18 protein-coding genes are annotated in these 21,698 nt (G+C 65.5%); 5 read left to right on the top strand and 13 right to left on the bottom strand.

The features are described from left to right. Positions 1-60: 60 nt before the first annotated feature. Positions 61-1,230 (bottom strand): diguanylate cyclase, encoded by a 1,170-nt coding sequence (locus BM269_RS09860; protein WP_090436844.1) that lies wholly within the window; start codon positions 1,228-1,230, stop codon positions 61-63. 21 nt (positions 1,231-1,251) lie between these two features. Beyond that, positions 1,252-1,527, bottom strand: coding sequence for a hypothetical protein (locus tag BM269_RS09855; RefSeq protein WP_090436843.1), 276 nt, complete (start codon positions 1,525-1,527; stop codon positions 1,252-1,254). Between the two features lie 155 nt (positions 1,528-1,682). On the opposite strand from BM269_RS09855, the gene BM269_RS09850 reads away from it, so the two are divergent. The 3 genes from BM269_RS09850 (at position 1,683) to BM269_RS09840 (ending at position 5,599) form a co-directional block, all read left to right on the top strand. Beyond that, entirely contained in the window at positions 1,683-2,456 is a 774-nt protein-coding gene (locus BM269_RS09850) for a spermine/spermidine synthase domain-containing protein (protein WP_090436842.1), read from the top strand. A gap of 61 nt (positions 2,457-2,517) precedes the next feature. Continuing rightward, entirely contained in the window at positions 2,518-5,388 is a 2,871-nt protein-coding gene (locus tag BM269_RS09845; protein ID WP_090436841.1) for a bifunctional diguanylate cyclase/phosphodiesterase, read from the top strand. Between the two features lie 19 nt (positions 5,389-5,407). After that, positions 5,408-5,599 (top strand): hypothetical protein, encoded by a 192-nt coding sequence (locus tag BM269_RS09840; RefSeq protein WP_090436840.1) that lies wholly within the window; start codon positions 5,408-5,410, stop codon positions 5,597-5,599. Between the two features lie 9 nt (positions 5,600-5,608). Here the strand turns inward: BM269_RS09840 and BM269_RS09835 are convergent, their stop codons facing one another. Both BM269_RS09835 and BM269_RS09830 read right to left on the bottom strand, forming a co-directional pair. Beyond that, entirely contained in the window at positions 5,609-6,091 is a 483-nt protein-coding gene (locus BM269_RS09835) for an acyl-CoA thioesterase (RefSeq protein ID WP_229204572.1), read from the bottom strand. A 26-nt stretch (positions 6,092-6,117) separates the two neighbouring features. Next, a complete protein-coding gene (locus tag BM269_RS09830; RefSeq protein ID WP_090436839.1) occupies positions 6,118-8,997 on the bottom strand; it encodes a CheR family methyltransferase in 2,880 nt (959 codons plus the stop codon). A 105-nt stretch (positions 8,998-9,102) separates the two neighbouring features. Between BM269_RS09830 and BM269_RS09825 the strand changes: the two genes are divergently transcribed. Then, positions 9,103-10,419 carry a M16 family metallopeptidase gene (locus tag BM269_RS09825; RefSeq protein WP_090436838.1) on the top strand — a complete coding sequence of 439 codons (1,317 nt, stop codon included), beginning with the start codon at positions 9,103-9,105 and terminating at the stop codon, positions 10,417-10,419. Positions 10,420-10,422: 3 nt separating this feature from the next. Further along, positions 10,423-11,805: a M16 family metallopeptidase gene (locus BM269_RS09820; RefSeq protein WP_090436954.1), complete on the top strand. Its 1,383-nt coding sequence runs from the start codon at positions 10,423-10,425 to the stop codon at positions 11,803-11,805. 85 nt (positions 11,806-11,890) lie between these two features. Here the strand turns inward: BM269_RS09820 and BM269_RS09815 are convergent, their stop codons facing one another. Genes BM269_RS09815 through BM269_RS09775 form a run of 9 tightly spaced genes read right to left on the bottom strand, consistent with a single transcriptional unit; the run spans position 11,891 to position 21,698 of the window. Beyond that, positions 11,891-13,006, bottom strand: coding sequence for a hypothetical protein (locus BM269_RS09815; protein WP_090436837.1), 1,116 nt, complete (start codon positions 13,004-13,006; stop codon positions 11,891-11,893). Beyond that, on the bottom strand, positions 13,003-13,713 hold the full coding sequence (locus tag BM269_RS09810) for an outer membrane lipoprotein-sorting protein (protein WP_090436836.1): 711 nt from the start codon (positions 13,711-13,713) through the stop codon (positions 13,003-13,005). The genes BM269_RS09815 and BM269_RS09810 overlap by 4 nt, the downstream gene beginning before the upstream one ends. Positions 13,714-13,716: 3 nt before the next feature. Further along, positions 13,717-14,946 (bottom strand): ABC transporter permease, encoded by a 1,230-nt coding sequence (locus BM269_RS09805; protein WP_090436835.1) that lies wholly within the window; start codon positions 14,944-14,946, stop codon positions 13,717-13,719. Next, positions 14,943-15,617, bottom strand: a complete 675-nt coding sequence (locus BM269_RS09800; protein ID WP_170860334.1) for an ABC transporter ATP-binding protein — start codon at positions 15,615-15,617, stop codon at positions 14,943-14,945. The genes BM269_RS09805 and BM269_RS09800 overlap by 4 nt, the downstream gene beginning before the upstream one ends. After that, a complete protein-coding gene (locus BM269_RS09795; RefSeq protein WP_090436834.1) occupies positions 15,617-16,069 on the bottom strand; it encodes a DUF2141 domain-containing protein in 453 nt (150 codons plus the stop codon). The genes BM269_RS09800 and BM269_RS09795 overlap by 1 nt, the downstream gene beginning before the upstream one ends. 13 nt (positions 16,070-16,082) lie before the next feature. Further along, positions 16,083-17,192 carry an ABC transporter permease gene (locus tag BM269_RS09790; protein ID WP_090436833.1) on the bottom strand — a complete coding sequence of 370 codons (1,110 nt, stop codon included), beginning with the start codon at positions 17,190-17,192 and terminating at the stop codon, positions 16,083-16,085. Then, on the bottom strand, positions 17,189-19,519 hold the full coding sequence (locus BM269_RS09785) for an ATP-binding cassette domain-containing protein (protein WP_090436832.1): 2,331 nt from the start codon (positions 19,517-19,519) through the stop codon (positions 17,189-17,191). The genes BM269_RS09790 and BM269_RS09785 overlap by 4 nt, the downstream gene beginning before the upstream one ends. Next, on the bottom strand, positions 19,516-20,373 hold the full coding sequence (locus BM269_RS09780; RefSeq protein ID WP_090436831.1) for a SagB/ThcOx family dehydrogenase: 858 nt from the start codon (positions 20,371-20,373) through the stop codon (positions 19,516-19,518). Before BM269_RS09780 ends, BM269_RS09785 begins: the two co-directional genes overlap by 4 nt. Beyond that, positions 20,370-21,698, bottom strand: coding sequence for a YcaO-like family protein (locus tag BM269_RS09775; RefSeq protein WP_090436830.1), 1,329 nt, complete (start codon positions 21,696-21,698; stop codon positions 20,370-20,372). Before BM269_RS09775 ends, BM269_RS09780 begins: the two co-directional genes overlap by 4 nt.

Genomic DNA, 21,698 nt, shown 5'->3' with positions numbered 1-21,698 from the left:
AATCCATTTATATCGTTTATAACGAAAATGGTAGCACAGTACGCCATCAGTGTTACGCCGTCATGACAAGGCCTCCAGGGACTGGGGTTCGGGCGGCTGCGCCACCTGGTTTTCACCGCGCACTTTCGCCGACTGCAGGGCTTCGTCGGCGCGCTTGAACAGGCTGACGGTACTGTCGTCGGCACGGATGGTGGTGACGCCCATGCTGGCCGTCAGCTTGATAATCGCACGCTCGGTCTTCACCGGAGTCGCCTCGATGGCGCGGCGGATGCGCTCCGCCACCATCATGGCGTCTTCCTGCCCGGTGCGCGGCAGCTGGATGGCGAACTCGGCACCGCCCAGGCGCCCCATCAGGTCGAAGTCCCGCAATTGCTTCTTGCAGGTTTCCACCATGGCTTTCAACGCCACATCGCCGGCGGCGTGGCCGTAGCTGTCGTTCACGCGCTTGAACTGGTCCAGCGCCAGGATGATCATGGCGGTCGGTTGGCCGGGGCGGCGTGCCAACGCCATCCATGGCGCCAAAGCCTGGTAGAAACCGCGCCGGTTCGGCACGTCGGTCAGCGCATCGGTGGTTTCCAGGCGCGCCAGGTCCATCTGCAGTTTCTCGCGCGACAGCAGCAGGTAGCCAAAGGCATTCACCAGCATCATCAGGTAGAAGCCGCCGAATCCGAACAGCTGCATCGCATTGGCGCTGAGCCATGGCAGCCCTTCGGGGAACAAGGCGGCCAGCAGGCCGCGCCCGACGATGACCAGTGCCAGGACGAACATGGCAACCACCAGGTAACGCCGCAGCATGCTGCCACCGCGCCAGGCACGTCCCAGCGCCAGCACGCCAGCCAGGAAGAAGAAGCCGACAAACAGGGAGCCGAAGCCAATGCGCACCGCCGGCGCAGTGTCGAGAATATGAAACGCCAGCAGCACGCCCACTGCCAGCGATAGCGCCGGATACAGGTAGTTGCGCCAGCGCGGGCGGCCGACACCTTCCCACAGGGCGCCGGCATCGAGCGCGAAACCTGCCAGCAGTACCGCATTGGCCACCGGGCCGGCCAGCAGCTCCGGCATCACGCCGCGGAAATACAACAGGGCCCAGCCCACCGCCTGGCACTGCTTTGCAATGGCCCAGGTGGACAGGGTCAGCGACTTCCTGTTCTCATACTCGAAAAAAAACAGCGCTGCGCACAGGCTAAGATTGCCCAGCGCGAGGGCGAGAACCAGGGTCTTGATATCCATTGCTCGGCGGACGGGCCGCGGTCAGACTTCGTGTTCGACGTTGCTGCTGCCGTCGCCGATCTTGCTGGCCCACGCCTTGGCGAAGAATTCTTTCTCGTCTTCGGTCGGCGAATCGTGCCAGAAAACGATCAAGGTGCCTTTGTGGTCATGCAACTGGCTGACCTTTTCGATGAATTGCTGCTTGCCCGCGTGGTCGGCCAATGCGGCCACGTAACCATACACGCGGGTCAGGCGCTCGATGCGGTCCGGTTCCGTAAAACTGTTGGTCGCGGTGATGGTTGGATGGTCTAAGAACATTTATCGTCTCCAAGCTGCCTATGTTGGCAATGTACCTATAAAAGTTGCCGATGTAAACGCGAGCGCCCTACCGCGCGGCTCATCCGGTACACTGGGGTGGAAACCGGAGCCCGGCAGCTTATCAGATCATCACGGTTCGTAACAGGTTGACAAACATGACTTCCATCCCCGACCACCGCCGTCCCCTGGTACGCCACCGGCGCGGTCGCCTGACGCTGGAATTCACGCCCGGCGAAGTGCAAAGCCAGATGGACCCGGCCGATCCGGACGCCCTGGTGCTGGCCTACGCGCGCGCCATGATGTGCTTTGTGCTGTTCAAGCCGAACCCCGAGCATATCGTGATGGTGGGCCTGGGCGGCGGCTCGCTGGCCAAGTTCTGCTATCGCTACCTGCCCCGTACCCGCATTACGGTGCTCGAAGTGCGGGCCGATGTCATCGCCCTGCGCGAGCGCTTCGCCATTCCGCCGGATAATGAGCGCTTCCGCGTCATCCAGTGCGACGCCGCCCAGTATATGAAGGAGCTGAAGGACAGCGCCGACGTGCTGCTGGTGGACGGCTTCGATGCCGACGGCCTGCCGAACACCCTGTCCACCGACCACTTTTACGCCGACTGCCGGCGCGCCTTGCGGCCCGATGGCGTGCTGGCCGCCAATGTGTTCAGCTACGACCCGAAATACCGCAGCGTGCTGGTCCGGCTGTCGAATGCCTTCCATGACCGCATTTGCCAGTTCACGGGCATTGCCGGCAACAACCACATCCTGTTTGCGATCCGTCCGGGACGGGCACCGGGTGCGCCGGCCGGCGCCATGCAGCGCCGCGTGGCCGCCTGGGGCAGTCCAACGCCGGGCCTTGGATTCGGCCTGGCCAACCGACTGTTGGCAATTTACACCGTTTCCCGCCTGCGCAAGGGCGATTTAACGGGAGATTAACGGGTATTGCCCCAAAGCCATGAAAATTGTGACAAACTACATTTTTTAAGCAAAGGACACCATGGCAGGACGGCGCAGGAGACTATCGCACTATGGTGCAGCCGCACTCACGTTGGGCGCAGGCCTGGCAGCCACCGCCATTCTGTTTGTCTCTGTCAGCGCCCTCGAATTCGGCAAGATGGAATTGGGCTTCCAGCAGCGCGCCAACGCCCGCGTCACGGCCATCGAGCGCGGGCTGGCCGATGCCGAGGAAGTGCTGAATGTGATCAATGAACTGTTCCGCACCGTGCAACCGGTCAGCCGCGAACAGTTCCATAGCTTTTCCGCACCGCTGCTAAAGCGTTACCCTTTCATCCAGGCGTTCAACTACCACCGCGTGCTGACGCAAGCTGAACGCCCCGCGTTCGAGGCTTCGATGCAGGCGAGCTTCCCCGGCTTCCAGGTCACCGAGCTGTCGGCCGACGGCAAAGCCCTGCCGGCACCGCTGCGGCCCTATTACAACGTCGTTGAATACCTCGAGCCGATGCAAGGCAACGAACCGGCGCTGGGCCTGAATACCGGCAGCAACGTGCAGGTGCGCGGCGCCATCGACCGCATCCTGCACAGTGGCCGGCCTTCCGCCACCGAGCAGCTCCAGCTGGCGCAGGACCCGGCCCAGCGCAACAGCTTCATCATGATCATGCCGGTGTACCGGCCCGGCATGCCGACCGGCACGCGCGCCGAGCGCCACGCGGCATGGGCCGGCGACACGGCGGCCGTGATCCGCACGCCGCACCTGGTGCACACCATCCTGCAGCAGAACGGTTTGCTGGACGACCCAAGCCTGGGCCTGAGCGTGTATGCCGGCGATCCGTCGGAGACCAGCACCCTGGCTTACCGCCGCGGTCCCGTGCCGGCCATCCGCCATGAACACTGGCTGCATCGCTGGCTCGACTTCGATTACCACAGCAGCGAAATGCGCAGCTTCGACGTGCTGGGCCGCACTTGGCATATCCGCAGCGACGACTTGCCGCGCCCCTTCCTGGCCGACCACCTTGGCTCGCTCGGCACCTTGCTGGGCGGCCTGCTGTTCAGCGCCCTGGCGGCAGCCTTCGTGCACACGCTGGTGCAGCGCTCGCTCCGCGTGCAATTGCTGGTCGATGCACGCACCGCCGATTTGCAGCGCTCCAACCAGCGCCTGGCGGAAGACGTGGCTTCCCGCAAGCGTACCGAACGCGCGCTGCAAGAGTCCGAGCATCGCTTCCGCCGCCTGCTGGCACTGTCCTCCGACTGGTACTGGGAGCAGGACACGCATTTCCGCTTCACCCACATCACCGGCGGCTTCTTCGAAAAAGGCCATGTGGCGAAGGAGAATTTCCTGGGCCGCACGCGCTGGGAATGCACGCCGGAGCTGTACACCAGCAGCACTGGCCGCGACCATATCAACAGGGTGCAGGCGCGCCTGCCCTTCTCCAATTTCGAATACGCGATCGTCGGCCACGACGGCGTGACGCGCTGGTTCAACACCAGCGGCGAGCCGGTGTACGACGCGCAGGGCGAATTCAAGGGCTACCGCGGCACCGGTAGCGAGATCACCGAACGCAAGGAAGCCGAACAGCGCATCCAGCACATCGCCCACCACGACGTGTTGACCGGCCTGCCCAACCGGGTGCTGCTACAGGACCGCCTGCAGCAGGCTGTCGCTTACGCCAACCGCAGCGGCCTGCCGATGTGGGTGGTGCTGATCGACCTGGACCGCTTCAAGTTCGTCAACGACAGCCTGGGCCACAAGGCCGGCGACCAATTGCTGCAAACGGTGGCGACCCGCCTGCAATCGAGCGTGCGCGAAAGCGATACCGTGGCGCGCCTGTCCGGCGACGAATTCGTGGCGATCCTGAGCCAATACCCGGACGAACAACTCTCGCCCGCCATCATCGAACGCGTGATGAAGGCGCTGGCGCAGCCGGTGCTATTGGAAGGCAAGGAATTCTTCGTCACCTGCTCCATCGGCGTTGCGGTCTACGATGCGGACGGCACGCCGGCGCAGAACCTGATCGAACACGCCGACATCGCCATGTACTCGGCCAAGAAACTGGGCCGCAACACCTTCCAGTTCTACCAGCCTGAAATGAACGACGAAGCGCAGGAGCGCCTGCGCATCGAGAGCGCCTTGCGCAACGCCCTGGAGCGCGACGAATTCGTGCTGCATTACCAGCCGCAGGTGGACCTGGCCTCCGGCGCCATCGTCGGCCTGGAAGCGCTGTTGCGCTGGCAGCATCCGGAACTGGGCATGGTGCCGCCGGCGCGCTTTATCGGCCTGGCCGAGGAAACCGGCCTGATCGTGCCGATTGGCGCCTGGGTGCTGCGCAATGCCTGCCAGCAGGCACGCGTCCTGCGCGATGCCGGCTTCAAGGACTTGCGCATGGCGGTCAACCTGTCGGCGCGCCAGTTCGCGCAGCCGGAGCTGGTGTCCACCATCGCCGCCGTGCTGGAGGAAACCGGACTGCCGCCTTCCACGCTGGAGCTGGAACTGACCGAAAGCCTGTTCATGCACGACGTGGCGCAAGGCGTGAACCTGCTGCACGAACTGAAATCCCTGGGCGTGGCGCTGTCGATCGACGATTTCGGCACCGGCTACTCAAGCCTGTCCTACCTGCGCAACTTCCCGATCGACGTGCTGAAGATCGACCGTTCCTTCGTCAACGACATCGCCACCGATGCCGACGATGCGGCCATCGTGGTGTCGGTGATCGCCCTCGCACACAACCTTGAGTTGCGCGTGATTGCGGAAGGGGTAGAATCTGAAGAGCAGCTTGAGTTCCTGCGCCGCCATGGCTGCGACGAGATCCAGGGTTACTTTTTCAGCCGACCTGTCGACGCATCGGCCATGCGCCAGATGTTGCAGGACGGCAAGCAACTGACCAGCGCGGCGCCCCGCCGGCTGCGAGCCTGAGGAGATAGGGAGAGTGGACATGAACAGCGTAGACCTGCACCGGCAGCAAGTGCGCACCGACCACCGGACGCGCGACATCATCAACCAGGCCGTGGCCGCCCTGCCCGAAGTGGGCTTGCGCCGCGCCGCCGAATTCCTGTTCGCGATGGGCGTGCCGCAGCCGATTGCGCTGCGTACCCTGGTCTATCCGACCCATCGCCGCGCGGCCTGAGCTGCCTGCTCAAGGATGTTTGACCGCCGCCGCCACCTGTTGGCGGGCGGCCTTGCGCAGCTTTGCCTTTTCCCAGCGCGCGATCTGCTCCGGTGTCTGCGGCACCAGCGGCGGCACCGCCTGCGGCTTGCGGTCCTGGCTTACCGCCACCATCGTGAAGTAGCAGCTGTTCGCATGGCGCACCAGGCGCTTCTGGATGTCCTCCGCCACCACGCGGATGCCCACTTCCATCGAGCTGGTGCCGGTGTAGTTGACCGAGGCCAGGAAGGTCACCAGCTCGCCCACGTGGATAGGCTGCAGGAACATCACCTGGTCCACCGACAGCGTCACCACATAGCTGCCCGAATAGCGGCTGGCGCAGGCATACGCCACACCGTCCAGCAATTTGAGGATGGCGCCACCGTGCACATTCCCCGAAAAGTTCGCCATATCGGGCGTCATCAGAACCGTCATCGACAGTTCGTGCGCCGACCAGTGCATCGTATTTTCCATCGCCATGCCAAGGTAGTTATAGATGGCTATATGCTACCCGATGGCGCGGCAACGCGCTCATCAACATCGATGATGCAGCCGCTCCATTTGCGCACATTGCCCTGCTCGTCCAGCAGGGGCGTGGCCAGCACGCTGGCGCGGCTCCAGCCGCCGCCGCGATCTTCCACCCGCACGTCGGCATCGCGGCTGCCGCAACTGCGCACCGCTTCGCGCCACATGGCCTGGGCGCGGGCGCGGTCATCGGGATGGATGGCGTCCAGCCAGGCTTTGGCGCCCTCGCCGCCGGCATCGGCCTCCCAGGACACTTTGGCGATGCCGCGCAGCAGTTCGCGCAGGCGGCCTTCGCTGGCACGCAAGGCCGCCTGGGAGCGGGCCCGCTCGAATTCCACGCCGATACGGGCCACGGCCTCGGCGAACAAAGCGATTTCAGTCGCGCTCCAGTTGCGCGCGGCCGCCTGGCAGGCCAGGAAGAAGCCCAGCCACTGCTCCCCCTTGCGGCAGACCGCCCCGAGCAGCGTGCCGCGGCCACCGGCAAGTTCGGCCAGCCGGCCAGTGCCGGCGGCACGCGCCAGGTCCGCTTCCACCGCGGCTTCGCCGGCACGCCAGCAGGCCAATGCCTGCGCACCCAGCGTCTCCACCTCGCCCTCGCCGTGCAATGCCGGCACGCCCGCCGCATGCCCCGGCAGCACGGCATAGCGGCCAGCCTGGATCCTGGCAAAAGCCAGCTGAGGAACCGCCAGCCGCTCGCCCGCCATGCGGCAGCCAAGCAGCAGCACCTGCATCGGGTCCGCCAGCGGCCGCAGGCAGTCGCCCAGGTCCAGCAGGAATTCCTGGTCGCCGGCCATGGCGCGCTTCTCGTCCTCAACGGCGCGGCGCTGGCTGATGTCGAAGAAGGTCAACACCGCCCCTGCGATCACGTCCTCGCCGGTGCGGTAAGGGCGCACCCGCACGATGTAGTGGCGGCCATCGCTGGCCGCCACTTCGCGCTCGAGCGGCTGCAGGCTGTCGAAGGTGGCGGCCACGTCGTCCTTGAGCTGGGGGTAATCCAGCCGGTGCGTGATATCCAGCAGGCTGCGGCCGACGTCGCGTGGAATGAGGTTGAAGATGCCGGCGGCGCGCGGGGTGAAGCGCTTGACCGTCAAGCCGGGCCCGACAAAGATGGTGGCCAGGTCGACCGAAGCGATCAGGTTGGCCAGGTCGTCGTTGGCCCGTCCGGTATCGTCAAGCCGCGCCTTGAGCTCGGCATTGACGGTGGACAGCTCCTCGTTATGCGATTGCAGTGCTTCACAACCGCTCTCCGCAATGGCGAGTCGGTCGCGCAACTCGTCCAGCGACAGATGCCGTGGCTGTGCGGCCCCGGCGCCCGCCGGCACGTGGCCAAAGCTGGCGCGCCGCTGAAAGTGCGGCGATGGCTGCCCGGCGCCGTCCGGCTCCATGTCGGGCTGGCGCCCTTTGATCACCCGGGCCAGGAAGATGCGGTGCGTGCGGTCAAGCTGGGAAAACAGTTCGGGCACGCTGGCTGCGGTCTCCGCATTACCGAGGAACAGTAGCCCGCCCCGGTCCAGGCTGAAGTGGAAGCGATGCAGCACATGCCTTTGCATTGCCCGGTCAAGGTAGATCATCAAGTTGCGGCAGCTCACCAAGTCCAGGCTGGAAAACGGTGGGTCGCGCAGCAGGTTATGGCTGGCAAAAGTGATCAGCTCGCGCAGCGCCTGGCGCACCCGGTATTGTTTGCCGGAGCGTGCAAAATAGCGCTCCAGGCTGTCCTGCGGCACTTCGTCCTGTATTGAAGCGGGATACAGGCCGGCGCGCGCCACGCCCAGTGCCTGCTCGTCGATGTCGGAAGCGAAAATATGGATGCGCGGCGGGTCGCTCATGCCGCGCGCCGCATCGGCCAGCAGCATCGCCAGCGAATAGGCTTCCTGGCCGGTCGAACAGGCTGCCACCCAGGCCCGGAATTCGCCTTTGGCGCACGCTTCCCTCATGGCCGGTTGCAGCGTCTCGCGCAACTGCTCGAACGCCAGGCGGTCGCGGAAGAAGCCGGTCACGCCGATCAGCAGGTCCTTCATCAGCTTGCCCGCTTCCTCGCCATCGTTCGCCATCAGCGTGCGGTATGCCGCCACATTGTGCACCCCGTGCAGGTGCAAGCGGCGCTCCAGGCGGCGCAAGATGGTCGGCCGCTTGTAGTGGCTGAAATCGTGCCCGGTATGCTCATGCACCATGGCCAGCACGTCCGGCAGGGCCTGCGCCTCGCTTTCCGCCTCGGTGCCATCGCCCACCAGGGCGCCGGCGGGCGATCCCGAACACAGCATCACCAGGCGTGCCGCGATCTCATGGGCCGGCAGGATGATGTCGGCCTGGCCGCCTTTGACGGCCGCCTCTGGCAAAGTGGCAAATTGCGCGTCCTGCGGCAACTGGACGATGGCGGTACCGCCCTGCTCGCGCAAGGCAGCCAGGCCGCCGCAGCCATCATGCCCCATGCCCGACAGCAGCACACCGAAGGCCAGTTGGCGGTGCGACAGCGCCAACGAGTGGAAGAAGTAATCGATAGCGCCGAGGGTGGTATGGCCGGCATGCGCCTCTTCAATGAAAAGGTAGCGGTCCTCCATCTTGAGCAGGGTGCCGGGGGCAATCACGTAGATATGGTTGACCAGCACCTCGGTCGGGTGCTGGGTCACCTGCGACACCGGCATCTTGCTAAAGCGCTGCAACATTTCGGCACACTGGCTGGGATGGTCCGGCAACAGGTGCATGATGACCACGATGGAGAAACCAGGTTGCGCCGGCAGGCCCGGCAACAGGCGCTCCAGCGCCGCCAGCCCACCGGCCGACGCGCCGATCCCCACCAGGGGGAACTTCACGCTGGCCATGCCTAGCTCGGCCTTCAGGGTGTTCGGCGAATTCATCAGGATCTCGGCTCCTGGCCCATTCTAGCCCCAACTAATAAATTAGCATTTTCGCTATGGATCTAGTATTCTTTCCGGCAACTTCTTTCATGGAAAGGAAACCCGATGAAGTTGAAAATCCTGGCAACGATGCTGGCCTATGCCGCCGCTTCGTATGCCCAGGCCGCACTGACGGCCGACCAGGTCAAGACCTTTACACTCAATAACGGCATGAAGTTCATCGTGCTGGAAAGTAGCAGCATCCCGAACGCGACCATGTATACCTTCTTCAAGGTCGGTTCGCGCAACGAAGCCCCGGGCACCAGCGGCCTGTCGCACTTCTTCGAGCACATGATGTTCAACGGCTCGAAGAACTACGGGCCGAAGATGTTCGACCGCACCATGGAAGCCAATGGCGGCTCCAACAACGCCTACACCAGTAGCGACGTCACGGTGTACCAGGACTGGTTCCCTGCCTCGTCGCTGGAAACCATCTTCAAGCTGGAAGGCGACCGCATCGGCCACCTGTCGATCGATCCGAAGATGGTCGACAGCGAGCGCGGCGTGGTGCTGTCCGAACGCAGCACCGGACTGGAAAACTCCAACGCGCAGATGCTGATGCAGGACCTGGACAGCGTCGCCTTCGTGGCCCACCCCTATGCGATTCCGACCATCGGCTGGGAATCGGACATCAAGGCCTGGACCCAGAAAGACCTGGAGAACTACTTCCGCACCTACTATGCCCCGAACAACGCCGTGTCCGTGATCGTCGGCGACGTCAAGGTCGAAGAGGTGAAGAAGCTGGCCACCAAATACATGGGCAGCATTCCCAAACGCGCAGCGCCGCCGGCCGTGCGCACCGTGGAGCCGGAACAGAAAGGCGAACGCCGCGTATTCGTGGCCAAGCCGTCCGCCACTTCCGCCAACCTGATCGTGGCATACAAGGTGCCGGAGCGCGCCTCCGCCGATACCTACGCGCTCAGCGTGCTGCAATCCATCCTCACCGACGGCAAGACATCGCGCCTGTACAAGGCGCTGGTGGAGACCCAGCTGGCAACCAGCGTCAACGCCGCCGCCGGCGACGGTTTCGACCCGGGACTGCTGTACATCATGACCGTGGCAGCCGCCGGCGTGGAACCGGCCAAGATCGAGAAAGCCTTGCTGGAAGCCGTCGACAAGGTTGTGAAGGAAGGCGTGAACCAGGACGAATTGCTGAAGGTGAAGAACACCAAGCTGCTGGACATCTACCGCCTGCAGGAAACCATCAACGGCAAGGCGCAGATGCTGGGTAACTATGAAGTCTTCAACGGCGACTACAAGAAGGCCTTCGACGCTCCAGCCGCCTACGAAAAGCTGACGGTGGCCGACATCCAGGCCGTCGCCGCCAAGTACCTGAAGAAATCGCAGCGCACCATCGGGGTGCTGGACGCGAAGGAGAATTGATTGATGAAGAAACTGATTTCCGTAGCGCTCACCGGCGCAGTCGCAGCCTCCGCGCAAGCTGCCGAATTCAAGCTGCCGGCCTTCGAGACCGCCAAGCTGCCGAACGGCCTGATCGTGTACATGATGGAGCGCCACGACGTACCGCTGGTTGCGGTGCGCGCCGTGATCAAGGCCGGCGCCGTCAACGACGGCAAGCAGGCAGGCCTGGCCAACCTGACCGGCGACGGCGTGCTGCTCGGTTCCGCCCGGTATAGCAAGGCCGAAATCGACCAGGCCTTCGACTTCCGCGGCGCCGTGCTGGCCGGCGGCGGCAGCGTCGAACAATCCACCGTCGCCGCCAATTTCGCCCGCAAGGATGCCGACACCCTGCTGCCGCTGTTCGCGGAACTGGTGCAGTCGCCAAGCTTCGATGCAATCGAACTGGACAAGCTGCGCGGACGCAAGGTCGACGGCCTGAAGCAAGCCAAGGAAAGCCCGCGCCTGGTGGTCGGCAATTATTACCGCGCCATGCTGTTCGGCAATGCGGCCTACGCCAATCCGTCTTCCGGCACCGTCAACAGCCTGACGGCGTTGAAGCAGGACGATGTCAAGGCCTTCCACAAACGCTACTTCCGCCCGGACAACGCAGCCCTGGTGGTGGTCGGCGATTTCGACCCGGCCGACATGCGCAAGAAAGTGGAAGCCCTGTTCGGCCAGTGGAAAGCTGAAGGCCCCGCCCCGCAACGCGCCAACTACGGCCAGGTGCAGGCCGACAAGGCACGCGTCTGGGTGGTGAACAAATCCGACGCGATCGAAACCACCTTCCTGATCGGCGGTCCCGGCATTGCGCGCAACGATCCGGACTACGTGCCGCTGCAAGTGCTGAACACAGTGCTGGGCGGGCGCTTCACCTCATGGCTGAACGACGAACTGCGCGTGAATTCGGGCCTGACCTATGGCGCCAATTCCGGCTTCAACGCGCTGTCGCAGACCGGCACGTTCTCGATTTCCAGCTTCACCGCGCTGCCGAAGACGGAAGCCGCGCTGGACCTGGCGCTGAAGACCTACGACCGGCTGTGGAGCAAAGGCATCGACAAGGCGACGCTCGATTCGGCCAAAGCCTACGTCAAAGGCCAATTCCCGCCGCGCTACGAAACCAGCGAGCAGCTGGCCTCCCTGCTGGGCGACATGTACGCCAACGACATCAGTCGCAGCCAGATCGACAACTTCATGAAAGACGTCGACAGCCTGACGCCGGAGCGCGCCAAGCAGCTGGTGGCGAAGCACTTCCCGCGCAAGAACCTGCAGATGGTACTGGTGGGCAAGGCGGCCGACATCGGCAAGATCGCCACCAAGTACGGCGAAGTCACTAAGCTGGAAATCACCGCCGACGGCTTCCAGCCATGATGAAAGTCGGGGTCAGCTCTGGCAATCCGCCATTAAGCGCACATTCGTGCGCTTAATGGCGGATTGCCAGAGCTGACCCCGACTTCTAAAACGCATGGCGCAGGCGTAGGGCCAGCGTTTCCTTGACCGGCGAGAGGGCTCTTTCGCTGCCGTTCTTTCCTTGTTGGCGCATCGCCGAGAACATCAGGTGCGTGCGTGCGCTGAATGCGTAGTCGGCCTGGCCGTGCCACACCCGGCTGCTGTCGTCCAATCCCAGGTACACTCCCGCGCCAACGTCCCAGGCGCCGGCTGCCTTCGACACCGTGAGGCTGGCGTAGTGCTGCCTGGCGCCCAGGTTGGGCAGGCGGCTGGCCAGCGTTGCCAGTACGTGCGGCGGCAGGTTCGATTGCGCCTGCTGTCGCAGCGTGTCGTATTCCTGGTCCGCCATGCCTTGGCCGTTGTAGGCGTATTCCAGTTGCAGCTTGGGTAGCGAAGGGGGTGTCAACACGATGCCTGCGGTGGCGCGGGTGTAGCGTTCCGCGCCGCCTGCGCGATAGGCGGAGGCGTACCAGGACAGGGCGTCGGCCGGCGCTGCGCTGATGGTGGCGCCGATGCCGGCGTGTTCGCCGTGTGCCCGGCGCAGCACCATGCCTGCGCTGACGGCGTCGAATTCGTAGCCGAATTTGAGGATCGATTGCACGCGGCCGCGAGCCTGCCTTGCGTGCAAGGCTGCGACGCTGGCGCGTGCGCCGCTCCATGAAAGCACGGCCATCGGGATGCCTTCCGAGTTGCCCAGCGTGTCCAGCGGGTCGCTCAGGTCTGTGCGTTTTTGCAGGAAGCCAAGCGGCTGGTTGATGTATGAAGGGTCCAGTGCGTACAAGCGCTTGCCAAGCGAGAGCGATGCGCCTGCGCCGAGGTCGAACACGCGGTTCAGCTCTTGCAGCACGGCTTTGCCGCGCGTGCCGTCGCGGTCCGTATCCAGCGCCTCGGTGCGCACGCGCCAGGTGAAGTCCTGCTGCAGCCCTTCGAACAGCGCCACGGCACGGGTGCCGCTGCCTGCGATGCCGAGGAAATTGTCGCGGTTCAGCGGCGTATCCTGCAGGACGGTGCGCTCCTGCGCGCCCAGCACGAAGCCGCCGGCCCAGTCTTCGCCCGCCAGCGCATCACCCGGCGTGGCCGCGGCGACGGCTGCCGCCAGCGGCAGGCATTGCAGGCCCTTCATTGCTCCAGCGTGCGCGGGTTGAACATATTGGCAGGGAATTCAGTCGCCCTCACCTTTTCGAACACGACCCGCGTTTCTTCGCCTGGTTGCTGCGGGTCGGCATAACGGGTGGTCGGCGGCAAGCCGCCTTTTGCCGCGTCGAAGGTGGCGATCTTCAGCAGCTTGCCGCTGGCGACGTACAGCATCGCTTTAAGCGGCACATACCGTCCCTCCTGGCGCGCCGCCAGCAGCGTGATCTTCGAGTAGGTGGCGGCTTCGTTGCGGCTGCGCAGTTCGAGCGCGACGCAGAACTTGGCCGGGCAGCCGTCGGTCTCCCCTTCCAGCACGGCCGCATCGTAATCGTGGCTGAAGCGGATGCGCGACAGGTCGCCGATGTTGGCCTTGCCCAGCAGGGTTTGCAAAGGCGTCAGGCGGATGGCGCGCCGGGTGCGCGGGGCGTAGAAAAACAGGCCGCTGTCCGTGGTCAGGAATTTCTGCCCGCGCTGGTCGACGCTGGTCGCCTCCACCAGCACCTGGTTGTAGTTGGCGCCGCGGATCACGTACGTGCCGGGGTCCTGGCCGTTGCCGGCCTCGATCCGCACGTTCGCTTCAAAGCTGTTGACCGGCATGCGGTACTGGTCCACTTGCTGCAGGATTTCGGTCGCACTCGGGGCCGACGCTTGCGCCGCGCCGGCGGCCATCATCAGGATCAGGAATCGTTTCAGCATGGTCTAGTTGGATGTCAGGATGGCCTTCACCGGCATGCGGCCGATGCGGCGACTGGTCAGCCAGGCGGCCGCCATGGCCAGCAGCGGCAGCGCGGCCACGATCGCCAGGCTTGGCTGGTAGAGCCACAAGAGGTGCAGCGGCACGCCGACGTTGCGCCCGGGCGGCGGCGCCAGTTCGATACCGGCGGCGTTGATCGCCAGCGTGGCGAGCCATGCCGCAGTGCCGCCGGCCAGCGCGCCGAACGCGCCTTGCAGCAGGCCTTCGAACATGAACAGGCGCCGCACCATCGCTTGCGGGATGCCCATCGCGCGCAGGGTGCCGATTTCCTTGCCGCGTTCGTAAATGGTGGCCAGTGTCATCGCTGCCACGCCAAGGAAGACGATCAGGCCGATGATGGCGCCGAAGACGATGAACTGGTTGCGGAACAGCGCCATCACTTGCGGGTAAAGCGGCGCAAGGTCCTGCCAGCGCTGCAGGCGCACTTTGCCGGAGAGCGCCTGCGCGATGGCGGCCGACAGTGCGTCGGCATTTGCCGTGTCCTGGTAAAGCACGGACAGGTGGGATATCTTTTTCGTGCGCAGCAGCTCCTGCGCGGTTTCGATCGGGATCTGCAGCGTGTACAGGTCGCGTTCGGGTATGCCGGTGGCAATGATCCCCACCACGTCCACGTCCATGGCATTCACGCTGCCCTGCACTGTCGTGGTCATCAGCGTGAGCGACTGGCCGGGATGCACGCCGAGGCGGCGCGCCATCTCCTTGCCGATCAGGACCTGGTAGCGCCCTTCCTCGCCGGCCCGTATTGCTGCGCCCTGCGCCAGTACCTGGAAAGCGCCATATGCTTGGCGTTCGCGCAGCGGGTCCACGCCCTGCGCTTCGAAATTCAAGGTGCGCGGGCCGTTGGAAACCAGTCCGCTGAATTGCAGACGCGGTACGACGCGGCGCACGCCGTCCATCGGCGCCAGCATCGCTTCGATGCGGGCACGGTCGGCGGCGTCCAGGCCGTACTGGAGCTGCTGCTCGGCGTAACCGTCCGCCGGCGGCACGGCTGCAATTTGCGCATGTCCCAGGCCGCCGCGAATGGTGCTCTCCCGCAGGCCGTCCAGCGAGGCCGCGATATAGGCGGCAAACAGCAGCAAGGCCAGGGTACCGATGGCGATGGTGCCGCCCAGCAGCAGCGAGCGGCGGCCGTTGCGCAGCACATTGCGGTGGGCCAGCACCAGCCATTGCATCATGCGGCCACCTTGCCGTCTTCCAGGCGCAGCACCTGGCCCGCCATGTCCATCACGCGCTGGTCGTGGGTGGCGATGATGAAGGTGGTGCCGAGATCGCGATGCAGGCGGTCGACCAGTTCCAGCATCTGCTGCGCGGTCTTGCTGTCCAGGTTCCCGGTGGGTTCGTCGGCAATCACCAGCTTGGGGCGGTTCACCAGGGCACGCGCAATCGCAACGCGCTGCTGCTGGCCGCCGGACAATTGCGCCGGAGTGTGGTCGAGGCGGTGCTCCATACCGACCAGGGCCAGGGTCTCGCTTGCCGCCTTGCGCCGCTCACGCTTTGGCAAGGCGCAGGTGGCCAGCGCAAGTTCGACGTTTTCCTGCGCGGTCAGGGTGCCGACCAGGTTGAAGTTCTGGAACACGAAACCGAGCTTGCGGTTGCGGAAAGCATCCAGCTCATGCTCGGGCAAAGCGTCCAATGCCGCGCCGTCGAGGTGGATGCTGCCGCTGTCCGGCTGTTCGAAACGCGCCAGCATGCCAAGCAAGGTGCTCTTGCCGCTGCCCGAGGGTCCGGCTATCGCCACCACCGACGGCCGCGCCACCTGGAAGGAAACGCTATCCAGCGCGGCAATTCGTTCCTCGCCGCGACGGTAATGCTTGCTGACCTGCCGCACGTCGACGATGGCCGCCATCAGTACACCATGTCCAGTGCAATGTCGTTGGCGCCGGCCTTGATGTCGATGCGCGCATCGTCAAAGATTGGCGGGCCATAATGGCCGCGCGCGTTGCGGGAAAAACCCCAGCCTTCCTGCGGCATGCCGTTGGCTGACTTATCCAGCCTTCCGTTCAGGTTTTCGTCGTGGTAGACCATGACCGCGTAGCTGCCCGGCGTCACGCCTGGAAACGTCAGCACGTTGCCCGCGACGGCTGGCTGCACCGCGAAATACTGGCAGGCCTTCAGGAAGGAGTTCTTGTTGCAGATCGCTCCCATCAGCGCGCCCTTCTGCCCGGCGACGCCGCCCAAGGTGACGTTCACGGTTGCCGTGCCGGCCGACGCCGGCTGGCGCGCACCGATAGCATAAGCAGCCGCGCCGCCGGCCAGGGCCAGTGCGGCGGCGATCATCAGGATATTCGTCTTCTTCAATCCGGGACTCCTTCTAGTGCAGGTCGCGCGGCGTCCAGCCAAAGCGCGGCACCGCCAGCAACAAACAGGCGCACATCATTGCGGCCAATACGGCAATGCTGTAGGCCTCGCCCTTCCAGCTCATGCTGCCGGTCAAGGCATGGCGAATGCTGGCCATCATAGCGTTAAGGGGCAGGTATTCGAGCGCGTCGCGCAGGAATGGCGGCAAGCCGCCCAATGGGATCATGAGGTTACCCGAAAACAGCAACGGGAAATACAGCAGATTGCTGATCATGGTGACAGCGGCCACGCTGCGGCTGACGGCGGCCAGCAACAGTCCGAGCGCCAGAAAGGCGGCGCAGCCCAGGGCCAGCATGCCGCCAGCGGCTGCCATGCCGCCCGGGCCGGCGCTCAGCTTCACGCCATACACGGCCCAGGCGGCGATAAACATGACAGTGCTGGCCAGCACGATGATGACGAGGCGCGACAGGCACCAGGCCAGCACCACCGCGCCGGTCGGCATCGGGAACAGCTGGTACAGGCGGAACATGCCGCCTTCCCTTGCGGCGACCAGCGGGCCGGCGAAGCCCATCAGGCTGGTGGACAGGATGACCAGGCCGGCCAGGCCGCTGACCAGGAACAGGCGGTAATCGAGCGCGCCTGCAGCCGGCGCCGGCGGCGCGGGCAGTACCACGCGTGGTGAGTCCTGCAGGCCCGCCAGGTTGTATGCGTCGCTGAAGCCGCGCAGCATGCCATAGCTGGCTTCCAGCGTGGGGCCGGCGGTCAGCGTGGTGGCCAGCTTCATTTCGGTGCTGCGGCCCGCCCGCACGGCTTCGGCGAAGCCGGCGGGGATGGTGAGCTCCAGGTCCGGCTTTACGCCCAGCGCCGGCGCGACCACGCGGAATTCGACGCTATGTTGCAGGCGCAGGCCGCGCGCCAGTTCGCCGGCATAGCTCGCGCTTTCCGTGCTGCGGTCCATATCATGCAGCACCAGCGTCACCGGACCGAGCTTCGCTTCCTGCCCGAACAGGGCCATCTGCATCATCAGCATCAGCAGCGGGAAGGCAAAGGTCCAGAACAGGGCCAGGCGGCCGCGCAGGAACAGCGCCAGGTCGGCGCGCACCAGGTGCAGCAGGTTCTTCATGCGTTGTCACCTTTGGTGAGGTCGGCCAGGAAGTCTTCGATGCTCGACGCTTCCAGGCTGAAGTTGGCGATGCCGTGCTGCTCGATGAAGCGCCGGAAACCGGCATCGAAGCCTGGTTCGCCCCGAAGCTGCCAGCCCTCTTGCGTTGCTTCGGCACGCAATAGTGCCGGCAGCGCATGCATGGCTTGTGCCGCCTCGCCTCCCAGGACCTGGCCGATCCGGGCCTTGAAGCGGCCGACACGGCGCGCCAGCAGTTCATCGAGGGTGCCGCTGTCGACCAGCCTGCCCTTTTCCATGCAGAGGATGCGGTCCATGCCGAGCAGGTCGGCCGGGATGTGGGAGATCTGCAGCACGGTGGTCGGCATGCCGGCCAACAGTTCGCGCAGCGCGCGGGCGTGCCATTCGTCGAGGCCGAGCGAGGGTTCGTCGAGCAGCGCCAGCGCGGGCACGTGGGACAGCGCGAGCCAGAGCATGACGCGCTGCTTCTGGCCGCGCGAGAGCTGCTGCCAGAGTTTGCTGCGCAGTTCTTCCATGCCGAGGGCGCGCGTCACCGCCGGCTCGGTGCGGGCGTAGATCGTTTCGTGCATCGTCATGATTTCGCCGACGCGCATCTGGCCCGGCAGATCGGCGCTTTGCAGCAGGCCGCCCAGTTGTTGCCTCACCTTGGCGTTGCGCGGGTCGCCGATCGCCAGCCGGATCTTGCCGCTGTCGGGTGCGCGCAGGCCAAGCAAAGCCTCCAGCAGGATGGTCTTGCCGCTGCCATTGGGGCCGACCACGGCGACGCGCTCGCCCTGGTACAGCACCAGGTCGCCCGGTGCCAGCGTGAAGCCGGATGGCAGGCGCAGCTCGATGCCGCGCGCTTCAAGAGCGAGGGCGGCCTGCTGTGCCGGCAGCGCTGCCGGCTCGGGTGCGGATGGTGCAATGGCCACCACTTCGTCGCCGGGATCGATGTCGTTCTCGAGCAGCATTTCGCGCGCGTGGGCGCGGTACAGCGGGTGCTGCATCGCTTCGCGCAGCATGCCTGCGCCCCGGTCGCGGTCACCGCCGTAATTGGGCGGGGCGTGCAGCAGCAGCGAGGCATGGTGAATCAGCAGGTCCGGGTCGCCGGCAATCAATTCCTGCGCCTTGCCGAAGGCGTGCAAGGCGTTCTGCCCCGCCGTCGCGACCTTGATGATATTGGGCTGGGCCAGCAGGATGGCGAGGATGGCGCGCACGCCACGCCACAGCCATTGGCGGCCGGCGGGCAGGATGTCCGTGGCCTTAAGCAGGGCGTCAATGGCAGCCTCCTCTTCGGGCGCCAGCTTGGCCCCGCCATGGACGTGGAGCAGCGCCTGGTTCAGGCGGGCGCCGAGCAAGGCGTCCAGCAAGGTGGGCTGGGTGAACACCGGTTCCGCTTCGAGCAGCGCGATGCTATCGGACAGCTCCTCGGCGCGCTTGCTGCTCCAGGCGGCAAAGATGGCTTGCTGCGATTGTTCGATCAAGGCGGCATAGCCGCTGCCTGCGCCAGCACCGGGGCCCGCGTCCTGCGGGCCCGCTGCGGCGACCGGCAGGCCGCTGGCCTGCACTGCCAGCTCGGCAATCCGGGCATCCGTCGCGGCGCGCGTGACGTCGCGGAACAGCGCGACGATGGCCGCGGGGCCGCCGCGCGCGTCGACCGACTCCAACAAGTCGGCGCCAAGCCGGCATGCGGCGCGATAGGCATCGACGCCGGCGCCGGTGGACGCGCCAAACATGGCATTGCCGTCGCGGGACAGCATTGCCCGCAGCGGCGGCGACAGTTCCGGGCGCCGCGGCAATGGCGTGGCCCCGCCGAAGCGGTTGGCAAACAATTGCGCCAGGCCCTCGTCCAGCAGGCGCACGCCACAAGTCAGGAAGCAATGCGCGACTTCGTGGAATACCACGGCGCGCAGGCCGTCGGCATATCCGTCCGACTGGGTGGACAGGCGCACCATCGCCAGGCCCGGCAAGCTCTCCATCGTCAAGTGCATGTCGCGCTCGGACGGCACGCATTGCAGCAGGATGCACGGTGGCGGCAAGCCGAGGAAAGCAGCGCAGGCGCTGACCGCCTCGTCGAAATTGCGCAGCAGCGCAGGCGGCAGCTCGGTATCGCCCAGCGCATGGACGCTGCCGCAAGCGCGCCACGCGCGCCGCCCGGCCAGCATGTCCTGCAGGACCGGGTAGGCATGGAAGCGCCCACGCAGCGCGAACAGGCGCTCCAGCGCCTGTTCCGCGCCTTCGCTGTCGCCGGCCGCAGCCAGCCGCAGCACGGCGCCGGCCGCATCGCGCAGCCACAATTCGCTATCCTGCCAGCCGGGAGCGTCGTTCATTCGTCCTCGCTGGCGGCAGGTGCAGGCGGCGCTTCGCGGCCCAGCAGCATGACGGAAGCCACGGTTTCAGTCACGCCGTCGATATCGAGCAAGGCGGCAAGTTCGTCGTCATAGTAGGCGCCGTAGACCAGGGAGCCAAGCCCGAGGCCTTGCGCAGCCAGGCACAGGTTCTGCGAGGCGTGGCCCGCCTCCAGCAGCGACATGCGGTAGCCGCGCGCACCGTATTTGGCGGTGGCGCGCTGCGGCACGCTGGTCATCACGCAGACTACCGGCGCCTTGACGCCCGACTCGCCCGATTTCACTTCCGCGCTGCCGAAAGCGTCGTCCTGCTGCGGCTTCAAAACCCGCAGCAAATGGTTGCGGGCGTCGTAATGCGCGATGCAAGGCGCGACACCTTCCACCTCATTGAGGAAGAAATAGAATTCGGTCGGATACAAGCCGCCCGGCGACGGGTAGGCTCGGAAAGCCAGCTTTACGTGCGGCGCGATATCGCTCTTCGCCATGCGGCGCACGCGCAGCGAATGATGCAGCAGGCTGGAAAGCTCCTGCAGCGTCATGGCGCCGGCAAAGGCGCGCGCACTCTTGCGCTGCTCCAGCGCCTGCGCCAATTCGCCCAGCGCCAGCACCGGCTCCGGCAAATCGATCGCCGGGCAGGACGGATAGGCGTTGTAGCCGGCCGCACCGCGCGCGATGTACGCCGGGTGGCGCAGGAAGCGCACGATGTTCTTCACCTGCCCCATCAAGGTGGCGCGGTGGAACTTGGTCTGCTCGTGCAGGATCTCGGCCGGGTCGTCGATATCGAACTGGCCCGCCATGGCCTGCGGCGGCAGCAATTCCTGAAGTGTCTTGGTCATGGGAACGGATGCGGTTCGAGGTTAGGTTCAGGCACGCCCGGCAAGCCCCAGTGCGCGGCGATGGCGCGCAGGCGGCGCTCGTCGCGGCTCACCAGGCCGTCGCCGAACAGCAGCGGATGCAGGCCGGGAATGAAGGCGCGCAGCACGCAGAAGCCCAGGCTGGCCACGTCGGCGGACGTCACGTCCACCGCCAATGCGCGCAAGCCCATGACTTTCAGGCGCGCCAGCAGGTCGGCCATGCCGGACAACTGGCGCAGCGAAGCGTCGTCGGAGGAAACCGTGGCCGCGTTGGTGAACAGGAAATCCATCGCGCCCTGGCGCGAACGGTCCAGGAAGAAGGCGAAATGGTCGCCCGGATTGCGGATCGCGCTCTGCTCCGGCAGCGGCGCACCGGCCGCCAGGATCGAGCTGCCCCACACATACCCGTGGAAGGCTTCCACCACGGCCTTGTTGATGGCGGTCGCCACGTCCAGATGGGCGCTGGCGCCGAGCGACATGGTGCCGTCGTTGCGGCTGCGCGCCAGGCACAGCACCACCGGCATGCCGACGTCGGTGGTGATGTCCCACAGGTGCACGTCCAGGCTGGGATGCGCCAGCTGGCGGCGCACGCCTGGCAGCAGCCGTTCCATGGTGGACGGTGCAATCACCAGCTTGCGCGGCGCATACTTCATCTGCCACATGGCGGCGAAGGCATCACGCTCGATCACTTCAGCCAGGCCGCTCAGCAGCGCCCTGCCCTCGTCCATGCCCGTCGCCAGGCCGGTGGAGGAAGACTGCATCACGATCTCGCGCTTGTCCTTGACCTGCATGCCGAGGTAGACCATCTGCGCCGGCACATAGGTTTCGCGCGCGGGGTCCATCAGGTCGGCCGCCGGCGCCCAGGCGCGCACCACCGAGGTGTCGTCGGCCGCGAACTCAAAGCCCTCGCCGTATTGTCCGGGCGCGAACAGCACGAACTGGCCCGGGCCAACCGCCGCGTCGCCCAACTCATCCTGCGAGGCGTACATCACCTGATCGTCGAAATGCGCAGCCGCCGCATAGCGTTCCACCGCTTCGCCGAAGGCAGCCCACAGGGCCGACGTGCGGTCGAATGCCGCGCCGGAACCGGCCAGGCTGGCGCGGTCGGTATTCGGGTTATTGGCTTTGCCGCGCGCAGGGTCGATCATCATGCTCTTGATGTCCACCATCAGGGCATTGAAGACGAACAGGCCGCGCGCATCGGGGTGTTCGGTTTCCTCCAGCAGCGAGGTGATGATGCCGTGGCGCCGGTGCACCAGGGCGTCGTGTACCAGGGCCAGCTGGCCCGCGTCGGACAGGCGCTCCAT

It is taken from the genome of Duganella sp. CF458, assembly GCF_900113115.1.
Classification (GTDB): Bacteria; Pseudomonadota; Gammaproteobacteria; order Burkholderiales; family Burkholderiaceae_D; genus Rugamonas.
Note: the sequence above shows the minus strand (reverse complement) of the source record. Positions and strands in the feature narration are given on the sequence as shown.